Annotated in this window: 13 protein-coding genes and 1 pseudogene; 7 read left to right on the forward strand and 7 right to left on the reverse strand. The window is 60.8% G+C overall.

Features of this window, described 5'->3' with window-relative positions; all coding sequences use genetic code 11:
* The first annotated feature begins 28 nt into the window (after positions 1 to 28).
* The gene (gene mdlC, locus CHEJ32_RS0120290; protein WP_034658858.1) at positions 29 to 1639 is read left to right on the forward strand and encodes a benzoylformate decarboxylase; all 1611 of its coding nucleotides are present in this window, start codon (positions 29 to 31) and stop codon (positions 1637 to 1639) included.
* A 1-nt stretch (position 1640) separates the two neighbouring features.
* A complete protein-coding gene (locus CHEJ32_RS0120295) occupies positions 1641 to 3104 on the forward strand; it encodes an aldehyde dehydrogenase (RefSeq protein WP_028035426.1) in 1464 nt (487 codons plus the stop codon).
* Positions 3105 to 3174: 70 nt separating this feature from the next.
* Here CHEJ32_RS0120295 and CHEJ32_RS0120300 read toward each other — a convergent pair whose 3' ends face one another.
* The 5 genes from CHEJ32_RS0120300 to CHEJ32_RS0120320 form a co-directional block, all read right to left on the reverse strand.
* Positions 3175 to 3666, reverse strand: coding sequence for a DUF3237 domain-containing protein (locus CHEJ32_RS0120300; RefSeq protein ID WP_245261216.1), 492 nt, complete (start codon positions 3664 to 3666; stop codon positions 3175 to 3177).
* A complete protein-coding gene (locus CHEJ32_RS0120305; protein WP_028035428.1) occupies positions 3642 to 4937 on the reverse strand; it encodes a TRAP transporter large permease in 1296 nt (431 codons plus the stop codon). Before CHEJ32_RS0120305 ends, CHEJ32_RS0120300 begins: the two co-directional genes overlap by 25 nt.
* On the reverse strand, positions 4934 to 5434 hold the full coding sequence (locus tag CHEJ32_RS0120310; protein WP_028035429.1) for a TRAP transporter small permease: 501 nt from the start codon (positions 5432 to 5434) through the stop codon (positions 4934 to 4936). Before CHEJ32_RS0120310 ends, CHEJ32_RS0120305 begins: the two co-directional genes overlap by 4 nt.
* Positions 5435 to 5495: 61 nt before the next feature.
* Positions 5496 to 6515: a TRAP transporter substrate-binding protein gene (locus tag CHEJ32_RS0120315; protein WP_028035430.1), complete on the reverse strand. Its 1020-nt coding sequence runs from the start codon at positions 6513 to 6515 to the stop codon at positions 5496 to 5498.
* A 48-nt stretch (positions 6516 to 6563) separates the two neighbouring features.
* On the reverse strand, positions 6564 to 7583 hold the full coding sequence (locus CHEJ32_RS0120320; protein ID WP_028035431.1) for a TRAP transporter substrate-binding protein: 1020 nt from the start codon (positions 7581 to 7583) through the stop codon (positions 6564 to 6566).
* Between the two features lie 453 nt (positions 7584 to 8036).
* Between CHEJ32_RS0120320 and CHEJ32_RS25510 the strand changes: the two genes are divergently transcribed.
* Both CHEJ32_RS25510 and CHEJ32_RS0120330 read left to right on the forward strand, forming a co-directional pair.
* On the forward strand, positions 8037 to 9716 hold the full coding sequence (locus CHEJ32_RS25510; protein WP_051469806.1) for a thiamine pyrophosphate-requiring protein: 1680 nt from the start codon (positions 8037 to 8039) through the stop codon (positions 9714 to 9716).
* Positions 9709 to 11085, forward strand: a complete 1377-nt coding sequence (locus tag CHEJ32_RS0120330; protein ID WP_034658859.1) for an FAD-binding oxidoreductase — start codon at positions 9709 to 9711, stop codon at positions 11083 to 11085. Before CHEJ32_RS25510 ends, CHEJ32_RS0120330 begins: the two co-directional genes overlap by 8 nt.
* Positions 11086 to 11095: 10 nt before the next feature.
* On the opposite strand, the gene CHEJ32_RS0120335 is transcribed toward CHEJ32_RS0120330, so the two are convergent.
* A complete protein-coding gene (locus CHEJ32_RS0120335; RefSeq protein ID WP_028035433.1) occupies positions 11096 to 11824 on the reverse strand; it encodes an SDR family NAD(P)-dependent oxidoreductase in 729 nt (242 codons plus the stop codon).
* A 40-nt stretch (positions 11825 to 11864) separates the two neighbouring features.
* Positions 11865 to 12188 (reverse strand): 2Fe-2S iron-sulfur cluster-binding protein, encoded by a 324-nt coding sequence (locus CHEJ32_RS0120340; RefSeq protein ID WP_028035434.1) that lies wholly within the window; start codon positions 12186 to 12188, stop codon positions 11865 to 11867.
* A 244-nt stretch (positions 12189 to 12432) separates the two neighbouring features.
* On the opposite strand from CHEJ32_RS0120340, the pseudogene CHEJ32_RS26885 reads away from it, so the two are divergent.
* The 3 genes and pseudogenes from CHEJ32_RS26885 to CHEJ32_RS0120355 all read left to right on the forward strand — a co-directional run.
* Positions 12433 to 13401 (forward strand): annotated as a pseudogene (locus CHEJ32_RS26885) (amidohydrolase family protein); the annotation flags it as partial.
* A gap of 50 nt (positions 13402 to 13451) precedes the next feature.
* Positions 13452 to 14546, forward strand: a complete 1095-nt coding sequence (locus CHEJ32_RS0120350) for an amidohydrolase family protein (RefSeq protein WP_028035435.1) — start codon at positions 13452 to 13454, stop codon at positions 14544 to 14546.
* 31 nt (positions 14547 to 14577) lie between these two features.
* Positions 14578 to 14991 (forward strand): Rieske 2Fe-2S domain-containing protein, encoded by a 414-nt coding sequence (locus CHEJ32_RS0120355; protein ID WP_028035436.1) that lies wholly within the window; start codon positions 14578 to 14580, stop codon positions 14989 to 14991.
* Positions 14992 to 15000: the final 9 nt, after the last annotated feature.

Raw genomic sequence — 15000 nt, forward strand, 5'->3', positions numbered from 1 at the left:
TCATGTCGCAGCATGCATGGGAGGAGAGATGAACAGGATCGCGTCGGATCCCCTGTTCTCGAATACGGCAGGGAAGACGGTCGGTGACGTCGTCTTCGATTTCATGCGAGCTTGCGGCATGGACCGGATTTTCGGAAATCCCGGTTCAACCGAATTGCCGATGTTTGCGGATCTGCCTGCCGACATCTCCTATGTGCTCGGGCTCCAGGAATCGATCGTCGTGGCGATGGCGGATGCCTACGCACAGGTGACGCGCAAGGCCGCTTTCGTCAATCTCCACTCGGCTGCCGGCTTGGGCCACGCGCTTGGCAATGTCTATACCGCTTTCCGCAACCGCTCCCCGATCGTGATCACTACGGGACAGCAAACGCGCGAGTTGCTCCCGCACGATCCGTTCCTCTTTGCGGAAAGCCCGACGGAGTTTCCCAAGCCCTATGTGAAATGGGCCTATGAACCCGCGCGGGCGCAAGACGTTCCGGCGGCACTTGCGCGCGCCTACCATATGGCGATGCAGCCGCCGCGCGGTCCGGTGATGGTTTCCGTGCCGTTGGGCGATTGGAGCCAGCCTGCCGCGCCGCTGGAGTTCCGGCAGGTTTCCACTACGTTTGCCTGCGACCCGCACGAATTGGAGGAGTTGGCCCGACGTCTGGATGCCGCGCGCAAACCGGTGCTTGTCGTTGGCCCGGGAGTGGACATAGACGGGGCGTGGGATGCTACCGTTCGGCTCGCCGAAGCACTTCAGTCGAGGGTCTGGGTGAGCCCGCTCTCCTCCCGCTGCAGCTTCCCGGAACGTCATCCGCTTTTTGCCGGGTTTCTCCCCGCGCATCAGCCGGCTTTGTCGGAATCTCTCGCCCGGGCGGACTTCATTCTCGTGCTCGGTGCGCCGGTGTTTACCTATCACTTTGCCGGTCATGGCGACCACGTTCCACCAGGCGCGGACCTCTGCCTCATTTCGGATGATCCCAAGCAGATCGCCGGCGCAGTCGCCGGTCGGGGACTTCTTGGCAATATACGATTGGCGGCCGAGGATCTCCTAATGCGAATCTCCCCGCGTGAGGCATTGGGGGAGAACCACTCGCGCATTATCCCACGCCTGCCTGAAAGGGATGGCGTCACACCCGAGTTCTTCTACCAGACCCTTTCGGACCTCCGGTCCAAGGACAGCATCATCGTTGAGGAAGCCCCGACAGCGCGGGATGCGCTGCACGATTTTTTCCCGATCGAGCGGCCGGGCGGCTTTTTTGCGACGGCCAGCGGAGGACTGGGTTATGGCCTTCCGGCGGCCGTGGGCGCTGCGCTCACAAGGCCCGACGCGCCGGTGATCGCCATCATCGGCGATGGCTCCAGCCTCTATTCGATCCAGGCGCTGTGGTCCGCTGCTGAATATGGTGTCGATCTTCTGGTCGTCATCCTGAACAATGGCGGTTATGGCGCCCTGAAAGGTATCGCAAGGAAGAGTCAGGCCCGGCGCGTATCCGGTGTGGATATCGGCCACTTGGATTTTGTCTCCATCGCTGAGGCACAGGGATGCCGTGCCGCGCGATGTGCGAGCGGCCGCGAGCTGCGGTCTTGCCTGCGGAACCTTCTCGACATGAAGGGGCCGCGGGTTCTTGAGGTCATTCTGACGGAGGAGAACTGACATGAATGTAATGGCACGAAAAGTGGAAGCACCGAAGGCGCCGGAGAAATTCTTCATAGGCGGGGAGTGGGTGCAGCCGATCTCGAATAAGATGCTCGAGGTGGTCTCGCCGGTTACCGAAGAGGTTGTCCTCAGCTATCCGGAGGCGAGCCAGGCGGATATGGACAGGGCGATCGCAGCCGCCCGCCAAGCCTTCGACAATGGCCCGTGGCCACGCATGAGCCCCGCCGAACGCGCGGGCTATCTGCGCAAGGTCGCGGAGCTCTTGGCCGAACGCCTGGACGATATCGCTAATGCTTGGACCCTGCAGGTAGGCGCGCCGATCATGCTCACCAAGAAGCTGGTGGGCCAAAATCCGACGCTCTTCAACTATTATGCCGATCTGGCGGAAAGCTATCCCTTTGTCGATGAGCGCAAACGCGACGATGGCGGTAAGGTCAAGGTCGTGAAGGAGCCGGTCGGCGTCTGTGCTGCGATCACCCCCTGGAATGCGCCGCTCGTTCTTCTTTCCTACAAGGTTGCCGCGGGATTGGCCGCAGGCTGCACCATCGTCGCCAAGCCATCGCCGGAAACGCCTCTGGAAGCTTATATGCTGGCCGAATGCATCGAGAAGGCCGGCCTCCCGAAGGGAGTCTTCAACCTCGTGCCTGCCGGGCGGGAAAGCGGCGATTACCTGGTGCGTCATCCGGAGATCGACAAGGTCGCCTTCACTGGTAGCACCGCTGCCGGCAAGCACATCGCGGCGGTTTGCGCCGAGCGGCTCGCCCGCGTCAGCCTCGAGCTTGGCGGCAAGTCGGCGGCGATCCTGCTGGATGATGCGGATTTCTCCAAAGCCCTCCCCAGCCTCATGATCTATTCGATGCCGATTACAGGGCAGGTCTGCTTCTCGCTCACGCGCATCCTGGTGCCGGAGGCGCGCAAGCAGGAATTCGTCGACATGTTTGTGGGTGCCGTTTCCCATATCAAGGTGGGCGATCCCTTCGATCCCGAAACCCATATGGGGCCGCTGACGATGGCTCGTCAGCTTAGCCGCGTGCAGGGCTATATCGAAGCCGGACGCGGCGAGGGCGCCAAGATCGCCTGCGGTGGCGGCCGCCCTGCCGGATTTGACAAAGGCTATTTCATCGAGCCGACAGTATTCACTGATGTCGAGCCGGATATGAAAATCGCTCAGGAAGAGATTTTCGGCCCCGTGGTTTCCGTCATCACATACAAGGACGAGGAAGACGCGATCCGCAAGGCCAACAACTCGACCTACGGCCTGAGCGGGGCGGTGTTCACCTCGAATCCCGAGCGCGGTTACGAGATCGCTCGCAGGATGCGGACCGGCAGCGTGACCGTGAATGGCATGATCGTCGATCCGAAGCATCCTTTCGGCGGTTTCAAGCAATCCGGCATGGGGCGCGAAGGCGGGCCGGAAGGGCTCGACAACTATGTCGAGACCAAAACAATCCATTTCGCCTAGACTAGACGAGGTCACGAGCCTTTGGAGAGCCGCCGGTAACCGGCGGCTCAATTCGCCGGTGCGGCTACGGCTACAGGACTTCGAAGATGCCGATCCTCACCGCGTTTGGCAGGCGCTCGCCGGTCCCGACGCAAATGGTCCTATTCAACCAGCTATAGCGCGGATCCCCTGTATGAAAGCGGGGCTGCGTGCGCATGTAATAGAGCGTCGGATCGACATGCTCGCCGGCTGCCAGACGCTCCATCACGTCTGCCGGCCCGTGCCGGAATCCGAAATTCCGCACGTCGATCATCGCCCCGTCATGGGTCTCGATCGCATACCGCGTATCGAGCTCGGCATAACCATCCTGATAGATGGTCTGCCAGTCTGCTCCGAGATTGAGGATACGGCCTGAAAGGCGCTCTCCCTCCACCACTCCGCCCGTGATGGGGATGATCCTCCAGCGAGCGCCGGTCCCATTCCCCTTTTCGATGGGGGCGGAAAGCAGGGCCTTGATCTCGCATAATGGCCGAAGAGTGGGCGGCTGCATCAGGAGGCCTACTTCATCGTCATCGGAAGCCATAGCGCAATCGCGGGAAACAGAACCAGAAGCACAAGCCTGACGATGTCGGCGAGAATGAAGGGGCCGACGCCCCTGAATATGGTCGTCAATTTCACGTCTTTGGCTATGGAATTGATGACGAACATGTTGATGCCCACCGGCGGGGTTATCATGCCGAGTTGGCACGAGGTCACCAGGATTACGCCGAACCAGACCGGGTCGAACCCCAAATGCATGATCACGGGGAACACGATCGGCACCATGAGTACAATCATCGCCATCTCGTCCATGAGTGCGCCGGCGATGAAGAAGAAGGCCAGGATGAGCGCGAGCGTGCCATAGGCGCCGAGGTCTAGCCCGACAAGCAGAGCTGTAAGCTTCTGCGGCGACTGGGTGATGGCGAGGAAATATCCGAATAGCATTGCGCCAATCAGGACCGTGTAGAGCACGACGGATGTGCGCAAGGCTTCGACAAGACTATCGAGGATACGCCGCGTGTTGAGGCGGCCGCGCGCCACTCCGATGAGCATGGTCGCGAATGCGCCGACCGCCGCCGCTTCCGTAGGCGTGGCAATGCCGAGATAAATGACGCCGATCACGGCGATGAACAGGAGCGCCACCGCCCAAACCTCGCGCAACGAAGCGAAAGCTTCACGCATATCGAAGGATTTGCCCGGAGGAAGACGCTTGGCGTGAGCGATCAGCACCGTGCCCATATACATCACGGTGGCCAGGATGCCCGGCAGAATACCTGCCATGAAGAGCTGGCCGACATCCGTCTCGGTAAGATAGCCGTAGACGACCATCACGACCGACGGCGGAATAAGGATTCCGAGCGTGCCTCCGGCGGCGATGACGCCCGTCGACGTCGAATCGTGATAGCCGGCTCCCCGCATTTCCGGCAGGGCGACCCGGGTCATCGTCGCAGCCGTGGCGACGGAGCTGCCGCAAATGGCTGCGAAGCCGGCACAGGCCGAGATCGTGGCAAGGGCAAGGCCGCCGCGGAATGAACCGAGCCAGGCATTGCCGGTACGGAACAGCTCCTTCGACATGCCCGAATTGGTGGCGAAGGCGCCCATGAGGATGAAAAACGGCACCAGCGTCAGGTTGAAATCCGTCACCACACGAAAGGGGGAGGTCGTGAGCAGGTTCAGTGCCGGCATTATGCCGCGGATGGCAGCGAAGCCGAAAACGCCCACCAGGCCCATCGCGATGCCGATGGGTACACGTAGCGCCATCAGCACGAACATGGCTATGAACCCGAGCAGTGCAGTGAGATCGCCGAGGCTCATTCGATCGGGCCCTCCATGTCATGGGTTTGGCTGCCGGACCGGACGCGGAAGAAGGCAAAGACCAGTGTGATGACGCTTGCGGCGCAGCCGAGCCAGATCAGCCCGAGCATCGGCCAAACGGGGATGCGCAGGTCGAATGTGCCCTCATTGCTGGCATAGGCGCTCGCCACGCGATGATAGGTCATCACCGTCAGAAGAACCGTGAAAAGCAGCATTGTGGCCCATGCGAAGACGTCTAGAACCACCTTCCACCGGCGGGACAGGGCTTCCCACAAGAGATCGACTGCGATGTGACCGCCGCGATAGGCGACCGAAGCAAAGCCCCACATTACGCAAGCGCCGATCAGGAGACGGGAAAGGTCGAAAGCATCAGGCACGGCCCAGGAAAAGAGATAGCGGCCCGTTGTCGAGATGACGATCAGGATGGTGCAGAGGCCCAGCAATATGCCTGCGACGAGATCGACGGCCTCGCAGAAGCGTTCAATCAGGCGCTTCATATTCCTCCCCATAGAACACAGAGGCAGGCGCCGAAGCGCCTGCTTCGAACGGATCACCGTGCTACTCGATATAGGAGTCGTATTTCTTCAAGGTCTCGACCAAACCGTTCCATGCAGCTTCGGCATCGATCCCCTTGGCTGCGGCGGTCTGCCGCCACTCGTCATTGAGCGGCATTGTGGCTTCCTTCCAAAGCGCCACCTCTTCTGCGCTCGGCTTGTAAAGGGTGTGTCCGCCGAGATCGATGATCTTCTGGCGACCTGCTGCCTCGGCATCGGACCATTCGCTGGCCATCTTCTCCGCCCAGTCGGACGTACAGTGATCATCGACCACCTTTTGGTCGTCCGGTGACAATCCGTCGATCTTGGCCTTGTTCATTACGAAGGCGAAGGTGGTCGCGTAAAAGGGCATGTCGAGGTGGTGGGTGACCACGTCCTGGACGCCGAAGGTGAACAGCGAGTTCCAAGGCGAAGCCGTCATATCGGCGGCGCCCTTGCTGATCAGATCGCGCATTTCGCCGGCGGGAACCTGCACCGAGGTGGCGCCGAGCGCATTCACCATGCGCGCCATGGTGGCATGGGCCGGGCGGATGTTCTTTCCGCGGAGGTCGGAGGGCACCTGGATCGGACCCTTGGTGCCATGCAGCGTTCCCGGATCGTGCAGATGGACCATGCAGACATAGACATCCGACATCTCCTTCTCGGAATACTGCCTGTACCACTCGTCGAGCGCGCGCGATCCTGCTTTCCCGTTCGAGATCGTGAACGGGATCTCGCCCGCCGCGATGATCGGGAAACGCCCGGGCTGATAACCGGGATTGATGAACGCGATATCGACGATGCCATCCCGAGCCATATCGTAGTGGTCGGGTGCGGCGCCGAGCTGCGAAGCGGGATAGATCGTGATCTCGATCCTGCCGTTTGAAGCCTGCTTGATGGAATCGGCCCAAGGCTGCATCCCGCCCGGCTGAAGCGGGTGTGTGGCGGGAACCCAATGAGAAAGCGTCAGTTCGACCTCAGCCGCCTGTGTCGCGGACGCTAAGGTGACGATCGCCGCCGAAGCGATGAGAGTCTTCAATTTCACGTTTTTTCCTCCCAGACGGATATGGTCAGTCGTATGCGAGAAGTTCAATCATTCTCCTGCGTAGGAGTCGTACTTCTTCAACGCGTCAACGAGACCGCCGAGTATCTGCTCAGGATCTCCCCCAGATTTCGAAACCGTTTCCTTCCACTCGTCGGTGAGCGGTGCAGCGGCCGCCTTCCACATCTGCACCTGCTCTGCATTCGGCTTGTGGAGCGTGTGTTTCGGATCGGCCGCGATCTTGTCGCGACCCGCCGCTTCCACATCCGCCCATCCGCTGGACATTTTCTCCGCCCATTCCGGCGTGCAGTGATCCTCGATGACCTTCCGGTCGGATTCCGAGAGGCTGTCCATCTTGGCCTTGTTGATGACGAAGGCGTTGATCGAAGCATAAAGGGGCATGTCGAGGTGATGCGTGACGATGCTGTCCACGCCGAAGATGTAGAGAGATTCCCAGGGCGATTGCGTCATTTCAGCGGCGCCCTTGGCCAGGACCTCGCGGCTTTCCGCGGCTGAAACCTGAACAGACGCGCCGCCCAACAGGTTCACAAAGCGGGCTTCCGTCGCGTTTGCCGGGCGCACGTTCTTCCCGCGTACGTCCTCAGGCACAAGGATCTGCTTTGTGCTGTGGAAGGTCCCCGGATCATGGGTCAACGCCATGCAGAAATAAGTGTCTGACATTTCCTGGTCGGCATATTGCTTGTACCATTCGGTCAGACCCCGCACGCCACCCTTCGCGTTGGCAAAGAGAAACGGCAGCTCGGCCGCCGCCATGATGGGAAAGCGGCCCGGCTGATAGCCGGGATTGATGAATCCGATATCCACGATGCCGTCGCGCGCCATGTCATAATGGTCCGCCGCCGCACCCAGTTGCTGCGCGGGAAAGATCTGGATCTCGATCCTTCCGTTCGAGGCCTCGTTGATCGATTTCGCCCAAGACTCCATGCCGTTGACCTGAAGCGGGTGTGTCCCTGGGACCCAGTGGGAAAGGGTGAATTCGACCTCGGCGGCAAAACCGGATTGGACAATGCCGCCGGCGAGCGCAATTGCTGCGATGGTTCGTGTATACATTTTTCCTCCCTGTTTGATCGCGAATGAGCCTCCCTCTCCGCGATCAACTCTGCATCCCAAATGCAACTATCATCACAGGATTTGGCGAAGCACAAGGGTTTGCAGCAGACGTCCGCCCAATTTCCGGCCCAGGGAAGGGCTGGAAGGCGCCTCAGAAATCTGCTCCGCTCGCTCCCATTGTGAATACACGTATGGACATCTCATTCAGCTTGAGGACATATTGGTTCCGGAGAGAGGCTCTGGGAGGAGCGTCATGACGGGCGAAATCCGTCAACCGGGAAAGCGGGATTTCTGCGGAGCAGTCGCTTCGGTCGCACAGGCTGGCGCTCCTGCCGATCGCCTTCGGCGCGCGGGGGACCGCTTTCCACGCCAGATCGCGCCCTCCACCAGGACGGGCCGGCCATGGTCGCCCGAGCCAATACACATCAGGGGTAAGCAACAGGGGATTGGCCGATGAAGGTGGGTGACGCGATCGTCGAGATTTTGAAGCGCGAGGGTGTGGACGTGGTCATCGGCTATCCGGTGAACCATATCCTGGAGCACGCCGCGAAGGCTGGCGTCCGGCCCATCGTCGTGCGGCAGGAGCGTACGGGCATCCATATGGCGGACGCCATATCCCGCTTGAGTTCCGGCCGGAAGATCGGCGTCTTCGTGATGCAGCTTGGCCCTGGCGCAGAGAATTCCTATGGAGCGATAGCGCAAGCCTATTCCGAGTCGGTGCCGATCCTCGTGATGCCCGGTGGCTATCCGCGCCGGTTGGCCCATGTGGAGCCGAACTTCAACCCGGTCATTGCCATGCAGCATGTGACCAAGTCAGCCGAGCCGATCAATGTGCCGGCTGACATCCCAAACATCTTCCGCCGCGCCTTCTCCCGATTGCGCAATGGATCGAAGGCGCCGGTTCTCGTCGAGATCCCGAACGATATCTGGAACGAAGAGGTGCCCGAGCCGCTCGCTTACCGGCCTGTCGTTTCGACGCGTAGCGGTCCCGATCCCGAGGCCGTCATTACAGCGGTCGACCTTCTGGTCAAGGCGAAACGGCCGGTGATCTATGCAGGGCAGGGCGTGCACTACGCGCGCGCTTGGCACCAGCTTCGTGCACTTGCCGAGAGGCTCGCCATTCCGGTCTGCACGAGCCTTGAGGGCAAGAGCGCCTTTCCGGAGAACCACCCGCTCGCATTGGGCTCCGGAGGTGCTGCCATTCCCAAAACGGTGCGTCACTTCCTGGATGAATCGGATCTGATCTTCGGCATCGGCTGCTCCTTCACCGAAACGTCCTTCGGCGTGCAGATGCCTCGCGGGAAGACCGTCATCCACGGCACGCTTTCCGCTGATCACATCAACAAGGACTATGAGGCTGCCGTGGCGTTGATCGGTGACGCCGGCCTCGTCCTCGATGCTGTCTTGGCCGAGCTTGAGCGCCGTGGCGTGGCTGTTCGCCCGCATGATGAGGTGGCGAGGGAGATCGCGGCCGTCCGCGAGAGCTGGCTGGCGGAATGGATGCCCAAGCTCACCTTCGACGAGGCGCCGCTCACGCCCTATCGTGTGCTTTGGGACCTGCAGCACACCGTCGACGTCGCGAATACCATCATCACGCATGACGCGGGCAGCCCGCGCAACCAGCTGTCGCCCTTTTGGGTGTCGACCGAGCCGCTCTCCTATATCGGCTGGGGGAAGACCACTCAGCTCGGCTACGGCCTCGGCCTTGCTATGGGCGCCAAGCTTGCCTGCCCGGACAAGCTTTGCATCAACGTTTGGGGCGATGCGGCCATCGGCTTCACCGGCATGGATTTCGAGACGGCCGTAAGAGAGCGAATACCGATCCTCTCCATCCTCCTCAACAACTTCTCCATGGCGATGGAACTCCCGATCATGGAAGTCTCAACGGAAAGATATCGGGCGACGGATATTTCCGGCAATTATGCGGAGTTCGCGAAGGCGCTCGGCGGATACGGCGAGCGCATAACCGAGCCTGACCAGATCATTCCAGCAATCCAGCGCGGCATAGAGCAGACCCGCAAGGGCGTACCGGCGCTGCTCGAATTCATCACATGCAAGGAACTCGCCGCCTCGAAATATCCCCCGAAAGAGCAAGGTTCCAGCCCCGGCGGAAAGGCTGCGCACTATGTTTGAAGCCTTCCGTGCCATAGAAGACCTGAAACCGGTCCTCGGCGATCGGCTCGTTACATCCGGGGCGGTTCGCGAGCACCATAGCCACGACACGTCGCGCCTGCCTCCTTCCATGCCGGATGCGGTTGCCTTTCCCGAAAGCGAGGGGGACGTTCAGGCGATCGTGCGGACTTGCGCGGCTTATGGGGTGCCGGTCGTGCCCTTCGGAGTAGGTTCCTCCATGGAGGGGCACACCATTCCCATCCAGGGCGGAATCTCGGTCAGCACCCGGCACATGAATCGGATCCTTGAAGTCAAGCCCGAGGATTTTCTGGCGGTCGTCGAGCCCGGCGTCACGCGCAAGCAGCTCAATGTGGCCCTTCGCGATACGGGATTGATGTTCTCGGTGGATCCAGGGCCGGACGCTTCGCTCGGCGGCATGGCTTCGACGCGCGGCAGCGGGACGACCGCCGTGCGCTACGGCACCATGCGGGAGAATGTCATTGGCCTCCGCGTCGTCACGCCCGACGGCACCGCTATCCGCACCGGATCGCGGGCTAGGAAATCGTCCACGGGTTACGACCTGACGCATCTTTTCGTCGGTGCGGAAGGTACCCTTGGCATCATCACCGAGCTGACGGTGCGTCTCCATCCCATTCCGGAAGAGGTTTCGTCGGCGATTTGCGCGTTCCCGAACATACGGAACGCCGTCGAGGCGGTGATCGCGACGATCCAATACGGGATCCCGGTGGCCCGTGTCGAATTCTTGGACGAGGTCGCTATCGGCGGGGTAAACAATTACTCCAGGCTCGACCTGAAAGTAGCGCCCACCCTTTTCTTCGAGTTTCATGGGACCAAGGCCTGGGTTGGGGAGCAAGCCCAGGTCGCCGAGGAGATCTGCCTTGAGAATGGCGGAACCGGCTTCCGCTGGTCGACCGACGCGGCCGAGCGGGCGCGGCTATGGCAGGCACGCCACGACATTTTATGGGCAACCAAGGCGATCAGGCCTGGCTGCGATCTCTATACCGGCGATATCTGTGTCCCTATCTCACGTTTGGCCGAAAGCATCGTGGCGGCCCGTGAGGATATCGACGCTTCGCCGCTAACCGGCCAGATTATCGGCCATGTCGGTGACGGCAATTATCACACCGCTTATCTCATCGATCCGAACAACCCTGACGAACTGGCAGAAGCTGAACGCCTTGCGGATCGGTTGGTCGAACGGGCGCTGGCTGTTGGCGGGACGGCCAGCGGAGAGCACGGCATCGGCATCGGAAAGCTTAAATTCATGCGCCGCGAGCATGGCGAGGCGGTGGACGTGATGAAGCGCATAAAGGCAGCGCTCGACCCAGCCGGCATCATGAATCCCGGGAAAATGGGCCAGGCAGGATAGAAAGTTGCGCTCAGCCGCGGCCGAGGAAGGGGACCTTGACGGGCAGGATCGTCGTATCGAGCATCGTAATCTCGGGCGGAAGGCTCGCCATCAGGACAACGACACGACCGAGGTCGGCCGGGTCGATGCAATCGCTTTGCAGCCTGTCGGTGACGCCTGGTACCAGCGCGCTGACGGTAGCCCCCGGATGCAGGGCGGAGGCCGTGATGTTGTGGTCCCTGCCGTCGAGGGCGATGGAGCGGGTAAGCCCTTCGATCGCAAACTTCGTCACCGTATAAGCCATCGAGTTGGGCCGCGGTATCTTGGCCGAAAGCGAGCCGATATTGATGATGCGTCCTCCTCCGTTGCGCTTCATGGTCCTGATGGCTTCGCGGCTGCAGAGAAAGGCAGAGGTGAGATTCGTATCGACAACCTCGCGCCAGCGTTCAAGGGCCAGTTCCTCGGTGGGCGTCGCGTCCGCTATTCCGGCATTGTTGACGAGAACGTCGAGCCGCCCTGCCAGACGCTCCACCTCGCGGAAAAGATGCTGTACCTCCTCTTCTTGCGTCACATCCGCCGGCACGGCGAAGGCCCTCCCGCCCCGTTCTTCGATCTCCTCGACAATCCTCCTCAACTTGTCGCCGCTGCGTGCTGCGAGGATGGTTACGGCACCTTCGCGCGCCATTTCTCTCGCGATGCCCAGTCCAATACCGCTGCTGGCACCTGTGACGATGGCTACCTTTCCCTGGATAGACTCCATATCGCTCCTCCTCCTCCACGACCCGCAAGGTCCCAGAACCTTATTGCTGACGCTCCGGAATGTGCAGATGAATGCCGCTCAATGCTGAATCTAGGACGATTTGGCAGCCGAGCCGGCTGCAAGGGCGGCGTTCCGCGGCGACGAAATCCAACATATCCTCTTCCTCCGGCGATGGGGGAGGGACCTTATCCAGAAACGTTTCGTCCACATAGATGTGGCAAGTGGCACAAGTCGCGCTGCCGCCGCACTCGGCCACGATACCTTCGACACCATTCCAAAAGGCGGCCTGCATAATGGTCGTACCCTCCTCGACATCGACCTCAATCTGCTTCCCTTTCATGTCGGTGAATGTGACCTGAACCACTCTTCCCTCCCAAATTTCAGCTAGTTGCCGAAGTCACCCGCTAGAGACGAGGGCGCGCTTTCCAGTTTGAGAAATTTGCATAACATGTTAACTAGAGGCCTGGAAAGGGGTCGCGGAGCCATGTGCACCGGAGGAGAGGGGCATCGGGTTCTTCACTGACGTCGAGGAGGAGATCGCTGTGCTGGGTGTTGAGCAGGGTAGCGGGCAGACCGTGATCGCAGGGCTGCGAGCGATAGATTGCGACGTGCATCCAAGGCTTCCCATGGAAGCCGATCTTTCCCCTTATCTGGATAGCTATTGGCGGGAGATGTTCGACTATCGCGGCATCAACCGCCTGGAATTGATGAGTTATCCGGTCAGTACCCTGCCATATCGGCGGCCGGGCTATGAGAAAGCGGCTGAGGATGCGGCTTCCCTGGGAAAGGCTTTGCTTGATCCGCTCGATCTTTCGGCAGCGATCCTGAACGTAATTTCGGGAGCGCACGCGGCGTACGATCCATATCTCGCCACCGTGCTCTGCGAGGCGACCAATCGCTGGATCGCAGCGGAGTGGCTGGATGTCGACCCAAGGCTGCGCGGTTCGCTCCTGGTGCCCTTTCAGAACCCGGAGGCGGCCGTCCGGGAAATCGAGAAATATGCCGACGATCGGAGGTTTGTGCAGGTCCTCACCATCGTCATGGGCGATCATCCGCTTGGCCAGCGTATCTACTGGCCGATCTACGAGGCAATGGCGCGGAACGGATTTGTCCTCGGCATTCATCCCGGCAGCAGTTATCGCCATGCTCCGACGCAATGCGGTTTCCCGTCATTCCGAGTGGAAGAAATGGTCGGGCAATCCCAGGTCTTCGCGAGCCAGGTTGCAAGTCTGGTCGCAGAAGGGGGCTTCGGGAAATTTCCCGATCTGAAGGTGGTCCTGATCGAATCCGGCGTGAGCTGGCTTCCAGGCCTGATGTGGCGAATGTCGAAGGATTGGAAAGGTGCCCGCATAGAAGTCCCCTGGGTCCAGGAGCCTCCGGCGCAGGTGATCGCCCGGCACGTCCGGCTGACCGTGCAACCCTTCGACAGCCCGCTCCAAGCCCGTGAGGTCGAGTGGATCATCGAGCATCTTGGATCGGAGGATATGCTCCTCTTCTCCACCGACTTCCCGCATCCTCATAGGGGCGAACTGAATGATTGGCCCGTCATGCTGCCTGCAAGGCTTGCTCCGAAGATCGCCTGCGACAATGTGCTTGCAACCTACCCCAGATTAGAGGTGAGGCGATTATGGACGCGGTTCTGGAAACGGATCACCCCGCCGCCAGCAAAGCGGGGGTGGTCGATTGCGATATCCACCCGGCCTTTTCCAAGCCGGGGGAACTCGCCGCCTTTCTTCCGGAGCGCTGGAAGGCGCATGTGCGCGACTTTGGCATGCCTACGCCGAATGTTTATGTGGGGGCGCTCGCCTATCCCCGGCTCGCGCATGGCATGCGGCGCGATTCCTATCCGCCCGCAGGCGGGCCGCCCGCCTCTGATCTTTCCTTCATGCAGGAGCAGTTGCTGGATCCCCTGAATATCGAGTTCGGCATTCTGCAGCCATTGAGCACGGGGCACGGCACGCTCAATCTGGAGCTAGGGGCAGCGCTTTGCCAGGCGACCAACGATTGGCAGATCGACAAATGGCTGTCCAAGGACGCACGGCTGCGCGGTTCCATCGTAGTGCCGCAGGAGGATGCCGCGGCGTCGGTGCGCGAGATCGAGCGGCGCGCGCCGGATCGGCGCTTTGTGCAGATCTCCGTCACGCCGCGTTCGCTGGAGCCTCTCGGGCGTAAGCGGTACTGGCTGATCTATGAGGCCGCCCAGCACCATGATCTTCCGATAAGCATGCATTCCGCGGCTTATGGCGCGCGCGCCAACACGGGCGCCGGCTGGACCTCATTCTATATCGAGGAGCATTTCGCCTTTTCTCATGCCGCCCAGACCAACCTAGCCAGCATGATCTTCGAAGGAGTCTTCGAGGCCTTCCCCAATTTGAAGGTCATCCTCGTGGAAGGCGGTTTTGCCTGGTTCGCTCCGCTCATCTGGCGGATGGAGCGTGAATGGGAGCGGATGCAAGCTGAAGTCCCTCATCTGAAGCGGCGGCCGACGGATTATGTGCGCGACTGCGTTTACCTCACCACCCAGCCCGTGGAGGAGCCCCCGGTGAACCGGCATCTGAGCGACATCCTGCGTTGGGTCGGGACCGAGCGGCTGCTCTTTTCGACCGATTATCCGCATTGGGATTTCGATCATCCGGACCATGCCTTCAAGGTTCCGCTGACGCCCCAAGAGCGGCGCGCGATTTTGAGAGACAACGCGGTCAAGCTGTTCAGGCTGGCTTGAGCGGGACGGTAAAAGAAGGAGGAAAAGCCGGATGGCGCAGCATGTTGTCTGCAGGAGTGACGAAATCCCGGTTGGCGGGTCGCGGCGCGTGAACGTAGCCGGAAGAGACATCGCCATTTTCAATGTGGACGGCACCTTCGCGGCAATCGCGAACAGATGCCCTCACGAGGGGGCAAGTCTCTGCAAGGGCAGGATCTATGGCCTCATCCGCTCCGATGAGCCCGGTCAATATTGGGTCGAACGGCCTGGAGAACTGGTGCGCTGCCCCTGGCACGGCTGGGAATTCGATATTCGGACCGGCAAGTCGTACTGCGACCCCGCCCGCACGCGCGTAAAGAGCTACGACGTTTCCGTGACGAAGGGTTCGGCTCTGCAGGAGGGGCCCTACCAGATCGAGGTCTACGAGGTTTCCTTGCAGGACAATTATATCGTGCTGACGCTATGATCCTCCTCC

This window comes from Chelativorans sp. J32, assembly GCF_000518985.1.
Taxonomy (GTDB): Bacteria; Pseudomonadota; Alphaproteobacteria; order Rhizobiales; family Rhizobiaceae; genus Chelativorans.